Consider the following 19,678-nt stretch of genomic DNA (forward strand, 5'->3'; position numbering starts at 1 on the left):
GAGGGAAACGCCCGGTTACATTCCGAACCCGGAAGCTAAGCCTCACAGCGCCGATGGTACTGCAGGGGGGACCCTGTGGGAGAGTAGGACGCCGCTGAACTCCTTTTAGAGCTCTGGCTCTTGGGCACACAAGCCCAAGAGCCAGAGCTTTTTTGCGTTGAGGTAGGGTCAGGGGGCATCGTTGGCTCATTTTCTCTGGAGGCCCCCGGGTGGAGGTCCAGGAGACCCGTGTCCAGACTGACCGGGTCCTCACCATCCCGAACATCCTCAGCATGGCCCGCCTCGTCGGCGTGCCGATCTTCCTGTGGCTGATTCTCAGGCCCGAGTTCGGGGGGCCGAAGAGCGACGGCTGGGCGTTTCTGATCCTCGCGTTGAGCGGCATCAGTGACTATCTGGACGGCAAGCTCGCCCGGAAGTGGAACCAGATCAGCAGTCTCGGCCGGCTGCTCGACCCGGCTGCCGACCGGCTGTACATTCTCTCGACGCTCGTCGGCCTCACCTGGCGCGAGATTCTGCCGCTCTGGTTGACGGCTGTACTTCTCGCCAGAGAACTGGTTCTCCTGGTGATGGTGGGCATCCTCAGGCGGCACGGCTATCCGCCGCCGCAGGTGAACTACCTGGGGAAGGCCGCGACCTTCAACCTCATGTACGCCTTTCCGCTGCTGTTGCTCAGTGACGGAAGTGGATGGCTCGCGTCACTCGCTGCGATTTTCGGCTGGGCGTTCGCAGGATGGGGTACAACGCTGTATTGGTGGGCAGGAGTCCTCTACGTGGTACAGGTCCGCCGCCTGATCCGTGCGGACGCCATGGCCGACTGAGCTCGTCGATCGGCGTCAGCGGTTGCTCGATGGCCCGCGGCGGAAAAGTGCGGGACAATCTGGACGGGTGAAGTCGGCTAGACCGTCGTCTCTCAAGGAGGACGCTTCCGACATGAAGGCCGTCGTGATGGCCGGAGGCGAGGGCACACGCCTTCGCCCCATGACCTCAAGCATGCCCAAGCCGCTCCTGCCAGTGGCCAACAGGCCGATCATGGAGCACGTCCTGCGGCTGCTCAAAAGGCATGGTCTCAACGAGACCGTCGTTACCGTCCAGTTCTTGGCATCGCTGGTGAAGAACTACTTCGGTGACGGTGAAGAGCTCGGAATGGAGCTCAGCTATGCCAACGAGGAGAAGCCACTCGGTACCGCCGGAAGCGTCAAGAACGCCGAAGAGGCGTTGAAGGACGATGCTTTCCTCGTCATCTCCGGCGATGCGCTGACCGACTTCGACCTCACCGATCTCATCACCTTCCACAAGGAGAAGGGGGCACTGGTCACCGTCTGTCTGACCAGGGTCCCCAACCCGCTCGAATTCGGCATCACGATCGTCGACGAGGAGGGCAAGGTCGAGCGGTTCCTCGAAAAGCCGACCTGGGGACAGGTCTTCTCCGACACGGTGAACACCGGCATCTACGTCATGGAGCCCGAGGTCTTCGACTATGTCGAGGCCGATGTGCCGGTGGACTGGTCCGGTGACGTCTTCCCACAGCTCATGAAGGAGGGCAAGCCGATCTACGGCTATGTCGCCGAGGGCTACTGGGAGGACGTCGGGACGCACGAGAGCTATGTGAAGGCCCAGGCCGACGTGCTCGAAGGCAAGGTCGACGTCGAGATCGACGGATTCGAGATCTCGCCCGGCGTCTGGGTCGCGGAAGGCGCCGACGTGCACGCCGACGCCGTACTGCGCGGGCCGCTGTACATCGGGGACTACGCCAAGGTCGAGGCCGGGGCGGAGATCCGGGAGCACACGGTCGTCGGCTCGAACGTCGTCGTCAAGAGCGGGGCCTTTCTGCACAAGGCGGTCGTGCACGACAACGTGTACGTCGGGCAGCAGAGCAATCTGCGGGGCTGTGTCGTCGGGAAGAACACCGACATCATGCGGGCCGCGCGGATCGAGGACGGCGCGGTCATCGGGGACGAGTGTCTGATCGGCGAGGAGTCGATCGTCCAGGGGAACGTCCGGGTCTATCCGTTCAAGACGATCGAGGCCGGCGCGTTCGTCAACACCTCGGTGATCTGGGAGTCGCGCAGCCAGGCGCATCTCTTCGGCGCCCGCGGGGTGTCGGGGATTCTGAACGTCGAGATCACCCCGGAGCTGGCCGTGCGGCTCGCGGGGGCCTATGCGACGACCCTGAAGAAGGGGGCGACCGTCACCACGGCCCGCGATCACTCGCGTGGCGCGCGGGCGCTCAAGCGGGCGGTGATCTCCGCGCTCCAGGCCAGCGCCATCGACGTACGGGACCTGGAGAACGTACCGCTGCCCGTGGCGCGGCAGCAGACCGCGCGGGGGAGTGCCGGGGGGATCATGATCCGGACGTCGCCCGGGGTGCCGGACTCGGTGGACATCATGTTCTTCGACGGGCAGGGGGCGGATCTCTCGCAGGCGAGCCAGCGGAAGCTGGACCGGGTGTTCGCGCGGCAGGAGTACCGGCGGGCGTTCCCCGGGGAGATCGGGGATCTGCGCTTCCCGGCGAGCGTGTTCGACTCGTACACCGGGTCGTTGCTGCGGAACGTCGACACGTCCGGGGTCGCGGACTCCGGGCTGAAGGTCGTCGTGGACGCGTCGAACGGGAGCGCGGGGCTCGTCCTGCCCAGTCTGCTGGGGAAGCTCGGGGTGGACTCGCTGACCGTCAACCCGGGGCTCGACGAGTCGCGGCCGACCGAGACGGGCGAGGTGCGGCGGACCGGGCTGGTGCGGCTCGGGGAGATCGTCGCGTCGTCGCGGGCGGCGTTCGGGGTGCGGTTCGACCCCGTCGGTGAACGGCTCTCTCTCGTGGACGAGAAGGGGCGGATCATCGAGGACGACAGGGCGCTGCTGGTGATGCTCGACCTGGTGGCCGCCGAGCGGCGCAGCGGGCGGGTGGCGCTGCCGGTGACGACGACGCGGATCGCCGAGCAGGTCGCGGCGTACCACGGCACGCAGGTCGAGTGGACGACGACGTCGCCGGACGATCTGACGCGGGTCGGGCGGGACGAGTCGACGATCTTCGGCGGGGACGGCAAGGGCGGGTTCATCGTCCCCGAGTTCAGCGGGGTGTTCGACGGGACCGCCGCGTTCGTACGACTGATCGGACTTGTGGCTCGGACACAACTGACACTCAGTCAAATAGATGCCCGGATTCCTCGGGCGCACGTCCTCAGGCGCGATGTGGCGACCCCGTGGGCCGTCAAGGGGCTCGTGATGCGGCGGGTCGTCGAAGAGGCCGGAGAGCGCTTCGTGGACACCACCGACGGTGTGCGCGTGGTGGAGACGGACGGGCGCTGGGTGATGGTGCTGCCCGACCCGGCGGAGGCGGTCACGCACCTGTGGGCCGAAGGGCCGGACGACGCCTCCGCGCAGGCCCTGCTGGACGAGTGGTCGGCGGTGGTGGACGGCGCCGGGCGCTGAGCCCCGCGAGCTGAGCGCCGTGAGCTGAAACCGCCCCGCACGCGCGCGTGCCGGACAAGTGTCCCCAAGGGGGCCTGTCCGGCACGCCGGTGGGGCCGTTCGGAAGCAGTGCCCGCGACGTGCGACGATGTGCGGCATGCCGCAGCAGCCCCCCGTTCGGAGCACACCCGCGCGCGCGTCGCGTCCGGACGCCTCCATGTCGCTGCTCACCAACGTCATGGACCACAGCCTCGACGAGGGCTACGCCGAAGCGGCCGAACGTAAGCGCGCCCAGGGAGCCGGTGGCCTGCCCCGGACGCTGCGGGCCAGACTCGGGCTCGCCGGAGGGCTGGTGCTCGCGGCGCTCGTCGTGACCGTGGGCGCGGCCCAGGCGCGGGTGTCGGCCCCGGTCGTCGCCAAGGAGCGCCAGGAGCTGATCGACAGGATCGACCGGGAGACCGAGGCGGCCGACAAGCTGGAGAAGTCCGTGGACACCCTCCGGGACGACGTGAGCGCCCGGCAGCGGCAGGCCCTGGAGAACAGCGGCGGCAGCGGTCAGGCGGACCTCGTGGGCATCCTCTCGGGCGCCGTCGCGGTGCACGGCCCCGGCGTCAAGCTCGTGGTCGACGACGCCAAGGAGGCCACCGGCGGAGGCAACGGCAACCCGCGCGAGACGTCCGGTTTCTCGGACACCGGGCGGGTGCGCGACCGGGACATGCAACGGGTCGTCAACGGCCTGTGGGAGTCCGGCGCGGAGGCCGTCTCCGTCAACGGGCAGCGGCTGACGGCGCTGTCGGCGATCAGGGCCGCCGGGGAGGCCATACTGGTCGACAACAAGCCGCTGGTGCCGCCGTACACGGTGCTCGCCGTGGGGGACGGGGACCGGCTCAGCACCCGGTTCCAGAACAGCGCGGACGGGCTGTATCTGAACGCTCTCCAGGAGAACTACGGCATTCGGACGGCCATCTCCACGGAGAAGGACCTGCGGCTGCCGGCCGCGCCGAGTGTGATCGTCCGAACCGCACAGCCGAGAAGTGAGAAGGGCACATCGTGATCGCCGTACTGGGCCTCGTCGTGGGAGTCGTGGCCGGCCTGTTGGTCCGGCCGGAGGTTCCGGTGGCCGTCGAGCCGTATCTGCCGATCGCCGTGGTGGCGGCGCTGGACGCCGTCTTCGGCGGGCTGCGGGCCATGCTGGACGGCATCTTCGACGACAAGGTCTTCGTGGTGTCGTTCCTGTCGAACGTGGTCGTCGCCGCGCTGATCGTGTTCCTGGGCGACAAGCTGGGCGTGGGCGCGCAGTTGTCGACCGGTGTCGTGGTGGTCCTCGGCATCCGGATCTTCTCGAACGCCGCGGCGATCCGCCGGCACGTCTTCCGGGCGTGACGCCGATGAACGGACAGGACCCCACACCCGGGCACGGGCTGCGCAAGGAACTGCCGCAGGAGGTCGAGGCGGCGCCCGCGCGGGAGGCCGCCGAGCCGTCCCCGGAGCCGGGGCTGACCGGCCGTCAGCGGCTGGCGCAGGGGCTGTGGCCGCCGCGGGTGACGCGGGCCCAGCTCATCGTCGCGCTGCTGCTGTTCGGGCTCGGTTTCGGGCTCGCCGTCCAGGTCGCGTCCAACAGCGACAGCGACAACGCGCTGCGCGGGGCGCGCCAGGAGGACCTCGTACGCATCCTCGATGAACTGGACGACCGCAGCCAGCGTCTTGAGGACGAGAAGACCGGGCTCGACAAGCAGCGTCAGGAGCTGGAGAACAGCTCCGACCAGGCCGAGGAGGCCCGGAAGCAGACGATCGAGAAGGAGAGGCAACTCGGCATCCTGGCGGGCACGGTGGCGGCCCAGGGGCCGGGTATCACGATGACCATCGACGACACGAAGAGGACGGTCGAGGCGGACATGCTGCTCGACGCGATCCAGGAGCTGCGCGCGGCCGGCGCGGAGGCGATCCAGGTGAACGGCGTGCGCGTCGTCGCCGGGACGTACTTCACGGACGGCGACAACGGAGTGAGCGTGGACGGGAACCAGATCCGCACTCCGTATCGTTTCCAGGTCATCGGCAAGCCCGAGGATCTGGAACCGGCGCTCAACATCCCGGGAGGTGTGGTGCAGACCCTGGAGAAGGAGCAGGCCACCGTCACCGTCGAGCGATCCGACAAGATCGTCGTGGACGCCTTGCGGGCGGCGAAGCAGCCTGACTACGCTCGGTCGTCGGCCCGGTGAACCGGGGGTGCATCAGGGCCGTCCGGCAGGGGCATGAGGTTGCGGGGGGTCGGCGCACCGATCGGGTGGTCGGTGGTGGAAACTGTCTGGTGGATACGGACGTTGTGAAGGTGTCCGGGTCGGCCGGTCTATTGAGTCAGGGTTCGTCCTGCCCCACGGGCGGGTCTGTTTCGGTCAAGGGGAATCGCCCGTGAAGTTGTTTGCGAAGTTGTTCGGCAAGAGCGCGCGAGGAGAGGGTGGCGAGAACGCGACCGCCCGCCATCGCGCACAGCCAGGTGACGAAGGCCAGCGTCCGCTGTTCCGTGACCAGGTGGCGGGGGGTGACATTCCCGGAGGCCAGGGCGCGGCGTCTGTTGACCCCGCGCAGTCCGGCGACATAGGTTTCGGACAACCGTCAGCCTCAAGTGCAGGTGGAGGGTTTGCCCCTATGTCGTCCCCGGTCTGTCAGAGGTGCGGCAACCGCAACGCGGAGAACAGCCGCTTCTGCTCCAACTGCGGTGCTCCGCTGCGTCCGGGCGTGACGCCCGAGCGCGCGTCGGAGACGACCTCCACCATCTCCATCTCCGGCCTGGAGGCGTACGACTCCGAGGTCACCGGCCAGACCGCGCTCCCGGCGCTGTCCCCGGAGGCCCAGGCCGCGGTCGAGGCGCTGCCGCTGGGCTCGGCCCTGCTGGTGGTCCGCCGGGGCCCCAACTCGGGCAGCCGCTTCCTCCTGGACGGCGACCTGACGACGGCCGGCCGCCACCCGCAGAGCGACATCTTCCTGGACGACGTGACGGTCTCGCGCCGCCACGTGGAGTTCCGCCGCGTTGCGGACGGCTCGTTCAAGGTCGCGGACGTCGGCAGCCTCAACGGCACCTATGTCAACCGTGAGCGGATCGACGAGGTCCCTCTGAACAACGGCGACGAGGTGCAGATCGGCAAGTACCGGCTGGTCTTCTACGCGAGCCAGCGCGGTTACTGACCCGCCCCGGACTCGTCCGGGGATTTCCCAGGGAAGGTCCATGCTGAGAACACCGAGGGGCGGTGCCGGAGACGGCACCGCCGCCACGGAGGCCGGGCCGATGAGCATCGGCGCCGTGCTGAACGTGCTGCGGGACGAATTCCCCGAAGTCACCGTCTCCAAGATCCGCTTCCTGGAGTCGGAAGGGCTCGTCGAGCCCCAGCGGACCCCCTCGGGGTACCGCAAGTTCAGCCCGCAGGACGTCGAGCGGCTCGCTCGCATCCTGCGGCTCCAGCGGGACCACTACCTGCCGCTCAAGGTCATCCGGGAGCATCTGGAGGCCCTGGAGCGCGGCGAGGCCGTTCCGCTGCCGACCGTGGGCAGGCAGCGGGACGGGGAACCGGTCACGGACCCCGCCGACACCCCCACCGTCGCCCGCATCGGCCGCGCCGAGCTGCTGGCCGCCGCCGGCATCGAGGAGCGGGACCTCGCCGAGTGGGAGTCCTACGGCCTCGTCGTCCCCCTGGAGGACGGCGTGTACGACGCCGAGACGGCCACCGTCGCCGCGCTCGTCGTCGAACTCGGGCGCTTCGGCATCGAGCCGCGACACCTTCGGGTGATGAAGGCGGCGGCCGATCGCGAGGCCGGTCTCGTCGACCAGGTCGTCGCCCCGCTGAGGCTCCACCGCAACCCCCAGACGAGGGCCCACGCCCAGGCCCGTACGAAGGAACTCGCCGGGCTCACGGTCCGGCTGCACTCCGCGCTGGTGCAGACCGCTCTCGGCGTGCGACTGCCCTGACACGGGGCGTTCGCCCTGGGCGGATCGGCCGTCCGGCAGGGGCCCGACTACCCAAACGTCCCGGGCACGGCCTAGGGTTGCTGTGTGAACGAGCTCGATGTCGTAGGTGTCCGGGTCGAAATGCCCTCCAACCAACCGATCGTGCTCCTGCGTGAAGTGGGAGGCGACCGTTACCTCCCCATCTGGATCGGGCCCGGGGAGGCGACCGCGATCGCCTTCGCCCAGCAGGGCATGGCCCCCGCCCGGCCGCTCACCCACGACCTGTTCAAGGACGTGCTGGAGGCCGTCGGCCAGGAGCTGACCGAAGTGCGGATCACGGACCTCAGGGAGGGCGTCTTCTACGCCGAGCTGGTCTTCGCCAGCGGCGTCGAGGTCAGCGCCCGCCCGTCCGACGCCATAGCGCTCGCCCTGCGCACCGGCACGCCGATCTACGGCAGCGACACGGTGCTCGACGACGCGGGCATCGCCATCCCGGACGAGCAGGAGGACGAGGTGGAGAAGTTCCGCGAGTTCCTCGACCAGATCTCGCCCGAGGACTTCGGCACCAGCAACCAGTGACGCCCGCGCGCCGGACACTCGTCGGTGACGATGTCGTCTCGGTTCGGCAATTGCCAGCGGCCAGTGAGAGCGTCCTACGGGATCGCCTCAGCGCATTCGGCTAGCCTTTCCCCGCGATGGGGTACGGGAAACCACTCCCAGGGTGATTATCACTCGGCGTGCCGAGTGTGGCGATCGTTGACGCACCCCTGGTGACTGCCTACCGTCGAGAAGGCAGGTCAAGGACGGAGGTCGGCGTGAGCATCAGCGGCGACGGTACGGCTGGGGGAGCCCCCGGACGAGGGTTCGGGGGAAACGGCCCGTACCGGCTTCACGGCAGCGCGCCCGATCACGCTCCTCGGCGTCCGGCGGCCGTGCCGAGCAGCAGCGAGGGGGCGGCGGCGATGGCGTCCGAGGAGATCGGCTATCGAGGTCCGACGGCGTGTGCCGCCGCGGGCATCACCTACCGGCAACTGGACTACTGGGCGCGCACGGGGCTCGTCGAGCCCAGCGTGCGGGCCGCCTACGGGTCGGGGACCCAGCGGCTCTACAGCTTCCGGGACGTCGTCGTCCTGAAGATCGTGAAGCGCTTCCTGGACACGGGCGTGTCGTTGCAGAACATCCGCGGCGCGGTCCTGCATCTCAAGGAGCGCGGCTTCCGCGACCTGGAGCGCATGACCCTGATGAGCGACGGCGCGACGGTGTACGAGTGCACCTCGCCGGACGAGGTCCACGCGCTGCTCCAGGGCGGTCAGGGGGTCTTCGGGATCGCCGTCGGCGTGGTCTGGCGGGACGTCGAGGGCGCGCTGTCGCAACTGCACGGCGAGCGGGTCGACACCGGCGAGACCCTGGTCGGCCACAACCCCTCGGACGAGCTGGCGAGGCGGCGGCACAAGGCCGTCTGACGGCGGTCGCCGCGAGCTTCGGGCGCGTGTTCGGTGCCGTTGTCAGTGGCGTGGTGCAGCATCGGAGATGTGAGAAACGCGCCGACGGTCCTGCATCTCGACATGGACGCCTTCTACGCCTCGGTGGAGCAGGCGGCCAAGCCGAGTCTGCGCGGCAAGGCGGTCGTGGTGGGCGGGCTCGGGCCGCGCGGGGTGGTGGCGACCGCGTCGTACGAGGCGCGGGTGTTCGGGGTGAACTCGGCGATGCCGATGGCGCAGGCGCGCAGGCTCGCGCCGAACGCCGCGTATCTGATCCCGCGGTTCGGGGTCTACCGGGCGATCAGCGAGCAGGTGATGGCGCTGCTGCGGGCGCTGTCGCCGCTGGTGGAGCCGCTCAGCCTGGACGAGGCGTTCGTGGACCTGGAGGCCGAGGGGGCGGCCTGGGACAGCGCGTCGGCCCGGGAGACGGGGAGCAGGCTCCGGGCGGGCATACGGGCCATCACGGGGCTCACGGGGTCGGTGGGGCTCGCCGCGTCCAAGATGCTCGCGAAGATCGCCTCCGAGCGGGCCAAGCCGGACGGCCTCGTCCTGATCGAGCCGGGCACCGAGCGGGCGCTGCTCGGGCCGATGCCGGTGCGGACGCTGCCCGGGGTCGGCCCGGCCACCGGCGACCACCTGCGGCGGGCCGGGATCGTCACGGTCGACGAGATCGCCGAGGCCGGTGAGGACGAACTGGTCCGCCTCCTCGGCAAGGCACACGGCCACGGGCTGTACGCGATGGCGCTCGCGCGCGACGACCGGCCCGTGGTCGCCGAGCGGGAGACCAAGTCGGTGTCCGTGGAGGACACGTACGACGTGGACATCCACGACCGGCTGCGGGTCGGCTTCGAGGTGCGGCGGCTCGCGGAGCGGTGTGTGCGCCGGCTGCGGGAGGCCGGTCTGTCGGGGCGGACGATCGTGCTCAAGGTGCGGCGGTACGACTTCTCGACGCTGACCCGGTCCGAGACGCTGCGCGGGCCCACCGACGACCTCGCGGTGGTGCGGGAAGCCGCGGCTCGGCTGCTGGACTCGGTGGACACGACGGGCGGGGTGCGGCTGCTCGGGGTCGGGGTGTCGGGGCTCGCCGACTTCACGCAGGAGGACCTGTTCGCGCAGGCCGCCGAGGAGGTGCGGGACGACGAGGAGGAGACCGAGGCGCCCGGGGAGGAGACCGTCGACGCCGGGCCCGCGGAGCACCGGTGGCGGCCGGGGGAGGACGTCAGGCACGCCGGGTTCGGGCCCGGCTGGGTGCAGGGCAGCGGGGTGGGGCGGGTGACCGTGCGGTTCGAGACGCCGGGGGACACCGAGCCGGGGCGGGTGCGGACGTTCCGGGTCGACGACCCCGAGCTGGAGCCGGCCGAGGCGCTGCCGCTGGTGCCGGGGGCGGCCCGGGTCTAGGGGTGCCCCCCGGCTGGTGCCCTCGGCCTGTCGTCAGGAGGTGGTGTCGTCGCCCGCGATGGTGCCGAAGTCCCGGTCCTCCGGCGGGGTCGGGGCGACGGTGTCCATGCCGTAGTGGTGGTACAGCTGGAGCTCCTGGGCGGGGGAGAGGTGGCGGCCCACGCCGAAGTCGGGGGCGTCCTTGATGAGGGCGCGCTCGTAGGGGACGTGCAGGGTGCCCTCGACGAGGCGGCTGGGCTCCAGGGGGACGAAGGCGTCGCGGGTGAAGATGCCGGTCCTTATGGCCGCCCACTCGGGGACGCCGGTCGCGTCGTCGAGGTAGACCTCGTCGATGGTGCCGATCTTCGTGCCGTTGCGGTCGTACGCCTTGCGGCCGATCAGGTTGCGCGGATCGATGTCGGTCTGCACGGGCCCTCCACTGGTCGCAAGCCGGTTGAAAGTCGTCGTAAGCACTACGAAAGAGCACTTCTGGTCCGGGGGCCACTCGAAGGCCGGGGCGTTGACCTCGCTGGTAGGGTGAAAGTGGCTGTCGACCCTGTGCGGGAGAGTCCTCCGGAGAGTTCGGGGGCGCCGAAGGAGCAACTCCTCCCCGGAATCTCTCAGGCCCACGTACCGCACGGACGAGGTCACTCTGGAAAGCAGAGCGGGTGTCGACGGCGTCCGCTCTCACCGACGGTGAAAGCCGGGCGTCCTCGGGCGGCCGGTGAAGCTCTCAGGTCAGATGACAGAGGGGGAGGCCGTTCGGGCACCCCGCTGGCGTGGTGCCCCCCAAGGTCGTCTCAGACCAGGAGGCCCCCCGAAATGACCGTCCCTCGCACCCCGCTCAGCGTCCTCGAACAGGGCGTTCCCTTCGAGCAGCGCCATATCGGGCCCGACCGCGAGGCCCAGGACAAGATGCTCGCGCAGGTGGGCTACGGCTCGCTCGACGAGCTGACCGCCGCCGCCGTGCCGGACGCCATCAAGAACGTCGCCGCGCTGGACCTGCCGCGGGCGCGGACCGAGGCCGAGGTGCTCGCCGAGCTGAGAGGGCTGGCCGACCGCAACCAGGTGCTCGGCTCGATGATCGGCCTCGGCTACTACGGGACGTTCACGCCGCCCGTGATCCTGCGGAACGTGATGGAGAACCCCGCCTGGTACACGGCGTACACGCCCTATCAGCCGGAGATCTCTCAAGGACGACTTGAGGCCCTGCTCAACTTCCAGACGATGGTGGCCGACCTGACCGGGCTGCCGACCTCCGGGGCGTCGCTGCTGGACGAGGGGACGGCCGCCGCCGAGGCGATGGCGCTGTCGCTGCGGATGGGGAAGAACAAGAAGGGGCTCTTCCTCGTCGACGCGGACGTCTTCCCGCAGACCGTCGCCGTGCTGCGGACCCGGGCCGAACCGACGGGCGTCGAGGTCGTCGTCGCCGATCTCGCCGAGGGGATTCCGGCCGAGGTCGCCGGGCGGGAGATCAACGGGGTGCTGATCCAGTACCCGGGCGCCTCCGGCGTCGTACGCGACATTGAGCCGTTGATCGAGCGGGCGCACGAGCTGGGGGCGCTCGTCACCGTCGCGGCGGATCTGCTGGCGCTGACGCTGCTGAGGTCTCCCGGGGAGCTGGGGGCGGACATCGCGGTCGGGACGACGCAGCGGTTCGGGGTGCCGATGGGGTTCGGCGGGCCGCACGCCGGATACATGGCCGTCCACGAGAAGTTCGCGCGGAGCCTGCCCGGGCGGCTCGTCGGGGTGTCCGTCGACGCGGACGGGAACCGGGCGTACCGGCTGGCGCTCCAGACGCGTGAGCAGCACATCCGGCGGGAGAAGGCGACCAGCAACATCTGTACGGCGCAGGTGCTGCTGGCGGTGATGGCCGGGATGTACGCCGTCTACCACGGGCCCGAGGGGCTGCGCGGGATCGCCTGGAAGACGCACCGGTACGCCACCGTCCTCGCCGAGGGGCTGAGGGCGGGGGGCGTCGAGGTGGTCCACGCCGCCTACTTCGACACGGTGCTGGTGCGGGTGCCCGGTGCCGCCGCCGCGGTCGTGGAGCACGCCCGGATCGGTGGGGTGAACCTGCGGTTCATCGACGCCGACCACGTCTCGGCCGCCTGCGACGAGACCACCACGCGGGAGCAACTGGCCGCCGTGTGGGAGGCGTTCGGGGTCTCCGGGGACGTCGACGCGCTGGACGCCTCGGCTCAGGAGGTGCTGGCCGAGGGGGCGTTGCGGCGGGACGAGATCCTGACGCACCCCGTGTTCCGCCGGCACCGGTCCGAGACGGCCATGCTGCGCTACCTGCGCAGGCTCGCCGACCGGGACTACGCGCTCGACCGGGGGATGATCCCGCTCGGGTCCTGCACGATGAAGCTCAACGCGACGACCGAGATGGAGCCGGTGACCTGGCCCGAGTTCGGGCAGCTGCACCCCTTCGCGCCGGTCGAGCAGGCCGGCGGGTACCTCACGCTCATCCGGGAGCTGGAGGAGCGGCTCGCGGAGGTCACCGGGTACGACAAGGTGTCGTTGCAGCCGAACGCCGGGTCCCAGGGGGAGCTGGCGGGGCTGCTCGCCGTACGGGCCTATCACCGGGCCAACGGGGACGCGGGGCGGACGGTGTGTCTGATTCCGTCGTCCGCGCACGGGACGAACGCGGCGAGCGCGGTGATGGCCGGGATGAAGGTCGTCGTCGTGAAGACCTCCGAGGACGGCGAGGTCGACGTCGAGGATCTGCGGGCGAAGATCGGGCAGTACCGGGACGAGCTCGCCGTACTGATGATCACGTACCCGTCCACCCACGGGGTGTTCGAGGAGCACGTCGGGGAGATCTGCGGGCTCGTGCACGAGGCGGGCGGGCAGGTGTATGTCGACGGGGCGAACCTGAACGCGCTGGTCGGGCTGGCGAAGCCGGGGCACTTCGGCGGGGACGTCTCGCACCTGAACCTGCACAAGACGTTCTGCATCCCGCACGGCGGGGGCGGGCCCGGGGTCGGGCCGGTCGCCGTGCGGGCGCATCTCGCGCCGTACCTGCCCAATCACCCCTTGCAGAGCGAGGCCGGTCCCGAGACCGGGGTCGGGCCGATCTCCGCCGCGCCCTGGGGCTCGGCCGGGATTCTGCCGATCTCCTGGGCCTATGTGCGGCTCATGGGCGGCGAGGGGCTCACCCGGGCCACCCAGGTCGCCGTCCTCTCCGCGAACTACCTCGCGAAGCGGCTGGAGCCGCACTTCCCCGTGCTCTACACCGGGCCCGGCGGGCTCGTCGCGCACGAGTGCATCATCGATCTGCGGCCCCTGACCAAGGCGACCGGGGTGAGCGTCGACGATGTCGCCAAGCGCCTCATCGACTACGGGTTCCACGCGCCGACCATGTCGTTCCCTGTCGCCGGGACGCTGATGATCGAGCCGACCGAGTCCGAGGACCTGGCGGAGCTGGACCGGTTCTGCGAGGCGATGATCGCCATTCGCGGGGAGATCGAGAAGGTCGGGTCGGGGGAGTGGGCCGCCGAGGACAACCCGCTGCGCAACGCCCCGCACACGGCCGCCGCGCTGGGCGGGGAGTGGGCGCACGGGTACACGCGGGAGGAGGCCGTCTTCCCGGGCGGGGGGTCTCCCGCCGAGAAGTACTGGCCGCCGGTGCGGCGGATCGACCAGGCTTTCGGGGACCGGAACCTGGTGTGCTCCTGCCCGCCGCTGGACGCGTACGACGCGTGAAGTGAATGACAGAGGCTCCCTTTCCGGCTTTTTCGGCCGGGGAGGGAGCCTCTCTCCTGGGTCAGGCCCGGTCGATGTGGACGTTCGTCGACTTCACCCGGGCCGTCGCCTCCATGCCCACCGCGAGGCCGAGTTCCTCCACCGCCTCCCGGGTCAGCAGGGAGACCAGCCGGTGCGGGCCCGCCTGGATCTCGACCTGGGCGGCGACGTCGCCGAGCTTCACGGCCGTGACGATGCCGGGGAAGGCGTTGCGGACGGAGGTGTGCGACGGGGTCTCGTCGTCGCCGTCCGTCCTGGCCAGCTCGACGGAGAACGCGGCCAGGTCCTCACCGTCGACCAGCCGCCGGCCGGTGTCGTCGCGGTGGGTGGTGAAGCGGCCCGCGTCGGCCCAGCGGCGTGCGGTGTCGGGGCTGACGCCCAGGAGCCGGGCTGCCTGGCCGATGGTGTAGGAGTGCATGCGGTCACGATAGGTGTCAGATCATCCCCGACGCCCTGAGCACCGCCTTCGCCGTCTCGCCGTCGATCTCGCGGGTCAGGCGGGCCAGCACCTCCGTACCCTGCCGCAGGGTGCCGCGGTCGCGGGAGCGGCGGACGCCGGTGTCCAGCTCGTGCCACAGGAGGGGGCTGCCGGCCAGGACGCGGGGGTCGAGCTGGAGGCGGGTGCCCCGGGTGTCGCGCAGGACCAGGTGGGCGGAGGCGCCGCCGTGCTGCCGTACGGAGACGAGTTCGTCGGTGTGGAGGGTCTGGCGGCGCAGGGGGCCCCGGGAGGAGATGCGGCCGGGGGAGGCGGTGACGTGGGCGGGGAGGAGGACGAGGAGGAGGGCTGTCGCGAGGGCGAGCCACAGGGCCGCGCGGGGCGGGGTCAGGGTGCCGGCGTCCCAGTCGGTCAGGAGCGCCAGGGCGGCGAAGGTCAGGGCGCAGCCCGCGGCGAACCGTGCGCTCGCGCGCCAGTGACGGTCGTCCACGAAGGGGGGCATGTCTCGACGGTAGGCCGGGGGAGCCGGTGTCGTACCCCTCCCTGACGGGACCTTGACGATCAGCCGGTGTGGACGCGGGGGCGGCGGGCGCGGTCGGGTTCGGCCTCGCGCAGGACCTCGCGGGTGACGGGGGCGACCTCGCCCTGGCCGAAGAGGAAGAAGCGCAGGAAGTTGGTGAAGGGGCCGCCCTCGGTCCACTCGAAGTAGATGTGCGGGGTGCAGTTCGTGGCGTCGCGGATGTGCAGGAGGAGGGCGGCGAGGGCGTTCGGGATCGAGGAGTGTTCGAGGGTCAGGACGCGGTAGCGGTTGTGCAGGACCTCGCCCCGGACCGTGAGGCTCGCCTCGAACTCGGACGGGTCGGTGACGGTGACCTCGACGAAGACGTAGTCCTCCTGGCCCGGGATGTCGTTGTCCTCGCGGATCTGCTCGATCTTCTCGCGGTACTCGGCGATGTCGCGGCGGTCGGGCTCGTTGGCGATGAGCCGGATCTTGCGGCTCGCCATGTCCCGGACGAAACGTTCCGCCAGGGGGTCGAGGGTCACGCTCGTGACGCGCAGCTCGAAGGCGCGGGCCAGCCGGGAGAGGAGGGAGACCAGGATGATGCCCGCGATGAAGCAGGCGCCGATCTTGACGCCGTCGGGACGTTCGATGACGTTCGCGACGGTCGTGTAGAGGAAGACGGCGGCGATCATGCCGAAGCCGATCGTCCAGTTCCGCTGGCCGGCCTTGTGCGCGGCGATGGTCACGGCGATCGCCGCCGAGCTGATGAGGACGAGCACGCCGGTGGCGTACGCGCCGCCCTGTTTGTCGACGTTCGCGTCGAAGATCCAGGTCACCAGGAAGGCGATCAGGGTGAAGACGATGACCATGGGGCGTACGGCTCGGGCCCAGTGCGGGGCCATGCCGTAGCGGGGGAGGTAGCGCGGCATCAGGTTGAGCAGGCCGGCCATCGCGGAGGCGCCGGCGAACCAGAGGATGGCGATGGTCGAGACGTCGTAGACCGTGCCGAAGGCGCCGCCGAGGTAGTCGTGGGCGAGGAAGGCGAGCGCGCGGCCGTTGGCCTGGCCGCCTGTCTTGAACTCGTCCTCGGGGATCAGCAGGGTCGTGATGAAGCTGGTGGCGATGAGGAAGCAGCTCATGATCAGGGCGGCGGTGGTGAGCAGCTTCTTGGTGTCGCGGATACGGCCCGTGGGGCGTTCCTCGGTGTCGTCCGGGTCGCCCTTGACGTTCGGCATGACGGCGACGCCGGTCTCGAAGCCGGAGAGGCCGAGGGCGAGTTTGGGGAAGACGAGGAGGGCCACCCCGACCATCGCGAACACGTTGCCGTGCTCGGTGGTCAGCGCGCTGGACCAGTCGGTGATCACGTGCCCGGCCGTGACGACGTGCCACAGGCCGACGGCGACGACCACGACGTTCAGCGTGAGGTAGAGGCCGACCAGGACCACCGCGACGCCGATGGCCTCCAGGAAGCCCTTGAGGAAGACCGCGCCGAGCAGGGCGACCAGGACCAGGGTGATCAGCATCTGGTGGTCGTGCAGCGCGCTCGTGAGGTGGGGGTTCTCGACCAGGTGGGTGGAGGCGTCGGCGGCGGAGAGCGTGATGGTGATGAGGAAGTCGGTCGCGGCGAAGCCCAGCAGGGTCAGGACGAAGAGCTTGCCCTTCCAGAAGGAGAGCAGCCGCTCCAGCATCGCGATCGAGCCCTCGCCGTGCGGGCTCTCCTCGGCGACCCGGCGGTAGACCGGGAGGGCGCCCGCGAGGGTGACGATCACGAGGACGATCGTCGCGACCGGGGAGAGGAGGCCGGCGGCGAGGGCGGCGATGCCCGGCTGGTAGCCGAGGGTGGAGAAGTAGTCGACGCCGGTCAGGCACATGACGCGGTACCAGGGCTGGCCGTGGTGGGCCTGCTTCTGCCGGTCCTGCCCGTCTGCTTCGTCCTGCTGGGGCGCGGACGGCTGACCCTGGTGGCCCTTGCCCATGTCGGACAGGCCCTCCAGCATCCAGGCCCGCAGGCGGCTGGGTGCCGGTCGTTCGGTCGTGGCCATCGGCGTCTGCTCCAGGTGTGCGGCTCGGGCGCGGGTTCCGGCCATCGGGCGGACGGTGGCACCAGCGTAAGCAGAGAGTGACATGAGGGCCTGTGGTTCGGGGGCCGGAGGGCGTCAAGCTTGCGTTAAGACTGGCCTGGTGGGGGCGGGTTCCGGGGCGTGGAGGTGGACTGGGCCGAACGGGGGAGTGGACACCCAGGGTCATGGCGGGTGGGGAGGGGGCCCTCGCGGGGTTTCGTAATGTTCGCCGGTTGACTCGAATGTTTCGAACCGGCTGAGGTTGGCGTCCGTGGAGAGTGCTGGGGAGCGTTCTTCAACTGGGCTCCGGATTGACCGTGTTCAAGGGGTTGCCACTCTTCGGAGGCTGTCTCTAGGGTGCGGCAGCAGCGAAGCTTTCTGGATTGGCTCCGAAACTTTCGATCTATCGAGGAGAGCATGATGGGCGACCCGGCACTCTCCCGCCGCGGCTTCCTGGCGGCCTCCGCCGCGGCCGGTCTGGGCATGACGGCGCTGAGCGGCTGCGGCGGCGACTCCGACGGAGGGTCGTCCGGCGGGACGACCACCGTCGAGTGGTGGAACATCTCCACCACCGAGCCCGCCAAGGGCGTCTGGGCGGCCCTGGCCAAGAAGTTCGAGGACGCGAATCCCGGCGTCAAGATCAAGATCGTCCAGCTGGAGAACGACGCCTACAAATCCAAGATGACGGCGCAGACCGCCTCCGGCAAGCTCCCCGACATCTTCCACACCTGGGGTGGCGGCGTCCTCCAGCAGCAGGTCGACGCCGGACTCGTCGAGGACCTCACCGCCCGCACCAAACCCTGGGCCGACGGCCTCCTGCCGGTCGCGAAGGCGCCGTACCTCCTCGACGAGAAGGTGTACGGCATCCCCTTCGACATCGGCATGATCGGGTTCTGGTACAACAAGGCGCTGTTCAGGAAGGCCGGGATCGCCGCCCCGCCCACCACCTGGTCCGGATTCCTCGACGCCGTGCGCAAGCTCAAGGCCGCCGGTGTCACCCCGCTCGCCCTCGCCGGCAAGGAGAGCTGGACCGGCATGTACTACTGGGCGTACCTCGCGATGCGCACCGCCGGGCTCGACGCGCTCAAGAAGGCCGACGCCGACAAGGACTTCACCGGGGACGGGTTCGTCCAGGCCGGGCAGCACCTCCAGGAACTCGTCGACCTCCAGCCCTTCCAGAAGGGGTTCCTCGGGGCCGCCTACTCCAGCCCGACCGGACAGGCCGCCGCCGTCGGCAACGCCAAGGCGGCGATGGAGCTGATGGGGCAGTGGGCGCCCAGCGTCGAGGCCGACGCGGGCAAGGGCATCGGCGCCGACCTCGGGTTCTTCCCCTTCCCGGCCGTCGAGGGCGGCAAGGGCGCGATCACCGAGGTGTTCGGCGGGGGCGGCGGCCACGCCCTGCGCAAGGGGGCGCCGCAGGCCGCCGTCGACTTCCTGAAGTTCTTCGCCTCGCAGGCGACGGACCTCGAACTCGTCAAGAAGACGGGCGTGCTGCCGGTCGTGCCCGCCGCCGAGAGCGCGGTCAGCGACCCCAACGTCAAGGCCGTACAGGCCCAGTTGACGGCCGCCACCGGGTTCCAGCTCTACCTCGACCAGGCGTACGCGCCGGCCGTCGGGCAGCAGGTCAACGACAGCGTGGCCGGGCTCATCGCCGGGTCCAAGTCACCGAAGCAGGTCACCGAGGCGATCACGAAGACCGCCAAGGAAGAGCAGTGACCTCGACGTTCGTGAAGGACGACCGGAGCGCCGGGGCCGACAGCGCGTCCCCGGCGCCCGAAAAGGCGCGCTCCCGGCGGAAGTTGACGAACTGGTTCACCGCCGTCGCGTTCCAGGTGCCCGCGCTCGTGCTGTTCGGGGTGCTGGTGCTGCTGCCGATGCTGTTCGCCGTGTACGCCTCCTTCTTCCGCTGGGGCGGGTTCGGCTGGCCCTCCGAGGCCATCGGGTTCGACAACTACACCCGGCTGTTCCAGGACGACGTCTTCCTCGGCGACCTGTGGCGCGGGGCCGTCATCATCGGGCTCTCCATCGTCGTCCAGCTGCCGTTCGCGCTCGCCCTCGCCGTCGCGCTCGACCAGAAGCTGCGCGGGCGGGCCGTCTACCGGATGCTGTTCTTCGCGCCGTACATCCTCTCCGAGGCGATCACCGGCATCCTCTTCAGCATGCTGTTCGCGCCCGAGGACGGGTTCGCGGACCAACTCCTCGGCCACATCGGGCTGGAGGGGCTCGGCGGGAAGTGGTTCTCCGACCCCTCGACCGTCCTCGCCACCCTCTTCCTCGTCATGACGTGGAAGTACTTCGGCTTCCACATGATGCTCTACCTCGCCGGACTCCAGTCCATCCCGGCCGAGTTGAAGGAGGCCGCGCTCATCGACGGCGCCGGGCCCTGGCAGCGGTTCCGCTCCATCACCCTGCCGCTGCTCGCGCCGACCCTCAGGATCAGCGTCTTCCTCTCGGTGATCGGCGCGATCCAGCTCTTCGACCTCGTCTGGGTCACCACCGGCGGCGGTCCCGACCACCACTCCGAGACCATGGCCGTCACCCTCTTCCAGTACGGCTTCAAGCGCTACCAGGTCGGCTACGCCAGCGCGATCAGCGTCGCCATGTTCGTCATCAGCCTCATCTTCGCCGTCGTCTACCAGCGCTACGTCCTGCGCCGGGACCTGGAGGGCGCCACCACGACCATGCGAGGAGGCGGCGCGTGAGAAGGCCGTGGAAGAACCTGCCGGTGCA

17 protein-coding genes, 1 rRNA gene and 1 riboswitch are annotated in these 19,678 nt (G+C 70.0%); of the genes, 14 read left to right on the forward strand and 4 right to left on the reverse strand.

Going from position 1 to position 19,678, the window contains the following annotated elements:
- From rrf to ABZX85_RS49975, 11 genes are all read left to right on the forward strand, one after another.
- A 5S ribosomal RNA gene (gene rrf / locus ABZX85_RS49925) occupies positions 1-100 on the forward strand; the annotation flags it as partial.
- Between the two features lie 109 nt (positions 101-209).
- A complete protein-coding gene (locus ABZX85_RS49930) occupies positions 210-818 on the forward strand; it encodes a CDP-alcohol phosphatidyltransferase family protein (RefSeq protein ID WP_355885081.1) in 609 nt (202 codons plus the stop codon).
- Positions 819-930: 112 nt separating this feature from the next.
- A complete protein-coding gene (locus tag ABZX85_RS49935; RefSeq protein ID WP_355885082.1) occupies positions 931-3,426 on the forward strand; it encodes a mannose-1-phosphate guanyltransferase in 2,496 nt (831 codons plus the stop codon).
- Between the two features lie 136 nt (positions 3,427-3,562).
- On the forward strand, positions 3,563-4,459 hold the full coding sequence (locus ABZX85_RS49940; protein WP_355885083.1) for a DUF881 domain-containing protein: 897 nt from the start codon (positions 3,563-3,565) through the stop codon (positions 4,457-4,459).
- Positions 4,456-4,788 (forward strand): small basic family protein, encoded by a 333-nt coding sequence (locus tag ABZX85_RS49945; protein ID WP_006144114.1) that lies wholly within the window; start codon positions 4,456-4,458, stop codon positions 4,786-4,788. The genes ABZX85_RS49940 and ABZX85_RS49945 overlap by 4 nt, the downstream gene beginning before the upstream one ends.
- Positions 4,789-4,793: 5 nt before the next feature.
- On the forward strand, positions 4,794-5,624 hold the full coding sequence (locus tag ABZX85_RS49950) for a DUF881 domain-containing protein (RefSeq protein WP_355885084.1): 831 nt from the start codon (positions 4,794-4,796) through the stop codon (positions 5,622-5,624).
- Between the two features lie 82 nt (positions 5,625-5,706).
- A complete protein-coding gene (locus ABZX85_RS49955; RefSeq protein ID WP_355885100.1) occupies positions 5,707-6,588 on the forward strand; it encodes an FHA domain-containing protein in 882 nt (293 codons plus the stop codon).
- Positions 6,589-6,628: 40 nt separating this feature from the next.
- A complete protein-coding gene (locus ABZX85_RS49960) occupies positions 6,629-7,366 on the forward strand; it encodes a MerR family transcriptional regulator (protein WP_355885085.1) in 738 nt (245 codons plus the stop codon).
- Positions 7,367-7,450: 84 nt separating this feature from the next.
- Complete coding sequence (locus ABZX85_RS49965) at positions 7,451-7,924, forward strand: bifunctional nuclease family protein (RefSeq protein WP_004934251.1); 474 nt, start codon at positions 7,451-7,453, stop codon at positions 7,922-7,924.
- A 236-nt stretch (positions 7,925-8,160) separates the two neighbouring features.
- The gene (locus ABZX85_RS49970; protein WP_355885086.1) at positions 8,161-8,808 is read left to right on the forward strand and encodes a MerR family transcriptional regulator; all 648 of its coding nucleotides are present in this window, start codon (positions 8,161-8,163) and stop codon (positions 8,806-8,808) included.
- A 69-nt stretch (positions 8,809-8,877) separates the two neighbouring features.
- Positions 8,878-10,224, forward strand: a complete 1,347-nt coding sequence (locus tag ABZX85_RS49975; protein ID WP_355885087.1) for a DNA polymerase IV — start codon at positions 8,878-8,880, stop codon at positions 10,222-10,224.
- 33 nt (positions 10,225-10,257) lie between these two features.
- Here ABZX85_RS49975 and ABZX85_RS49980 read toward each other — a convergent pair whose 3' ends face one another.
- Positions 10,258-10,632, reverse strand: a complete 375-nt coding sequence (locus tag ABZX85_RS49980) for a PRC-barrel domain-containing protein (RefSeq protein ID WP_355885088.1) — start codon at positions 10,630-10,632, stop codon at positions 10,258-10,260.
- 122 nt (positions 10,633-10,754) lie between these two features.
- A riboswitch (glycine riboswitch) is annotated at positions 10,755-10,849 on the forward strand.
- Between the two features lie 176 nt (positions 10,850-11,025).
- On the opposite strand from ABZX85_RS49980, the gene gcvP reads away from it, so the two are divergent.
- Positions 11,026-13,911 (forward strand): aminomethyl-transferring glycine dehydrogenase, encoded by a 2,886-nt coding sequence (gene gcvP / locus ABZX85_RS49985; protein WP_355885089.1) that lies wholly within the window; start codon positions 11,026-11,028, stop codon positions 13,909-13,911.
- Between the two features lie 61 nt (positions 13,912-13,972).
- Here the strand turns inward: gcvP and ABZX85_RS49990 are convergent, their stop codons facing one another.
- Genes ABZX85_RS49990 through ABZX85_RS50000 form a run of 3 tightly spaced genes read right to left on the reverse strand, consistent with a single transcriptional unit; the run spans position 13,973 to position 16,930 of the window.
- The gene (locus ABZX85_RS49990; RefSeq protein ID WP_355885090.1) at positions 13,973-14,368 is read right to left on the reverse strand and encodes a helix-turn-helix transcriptional regulator; all 396 of its coding nucleotides are present in this window, start codon (positions 14,366-14,368) and stop codon (positions 13,973-13,975) included.
- A gap of 16 nt (positions 14,369-14,384) precedes the next feature.
- The gene (locus ABZX85_RS49995) at positions 14,385-14,888 is read right to left on the reverse strand and encodes a hypothetical protein (protein WP_355885091.1); all 504 of its coding nucleotides are present in this window, start codon (positions 14,886-14,888) and stop codon (positions 14,385-14,387) included.
- A gap of 59 nt (positions 14,889-14,947) precedes the next feature.
- The gene (locus tag ABZX85_RS50000) at positions 14,948-16,930 is read right to left on the reverse strand and encodes an amino acid transporter (RefSeq protein WP_355885101.1); all 1,983 of its coding nucleotides are present in this window, start codon (positions 16,928-16,930) and stop codon (positions 14,948-14,950) included.
- A gap of 438 nt (positions 16,931-17,368) precedes the next feature.
- Between ABZX85_RS50000 and ABZX85_RS50005 the strand changes: the two genes are divergently transcribed.
- Entirely contained in the window at positions 17,369-18,664 is a 1,296-nt protein-coding gene (locus ABZX85_RS50005; protein WP_355885092.1) for an extracellular solute-binding protein, read from the forward strand.
- Positions 18,661-19,650, forward strand: a complete 990-nt coding sequence (locus ABZX85_RS50010) for a sugar ABC transporter permease (RefSeq protein WP_355885093.1) — start codon at positions 18,661-18,663, stop codon at positions 19,648-19,650. The genes ABZX85_RS50005 and ABZX85_RS50010 overlap by 4 nt, the downstream gene beginning before the upstream one ends.
- Positions 19,651-19,678 lie beyond the last annotated feature (28 nt).

The organism is Streptomyces sp. NPDC004539 (genome assembly GCF_040610055.1).
Lineage (GTDB): Bacteria > Actinomycetota > Actinomycetes > Streptomycetales > Streptomycetaceae > Streptomyces.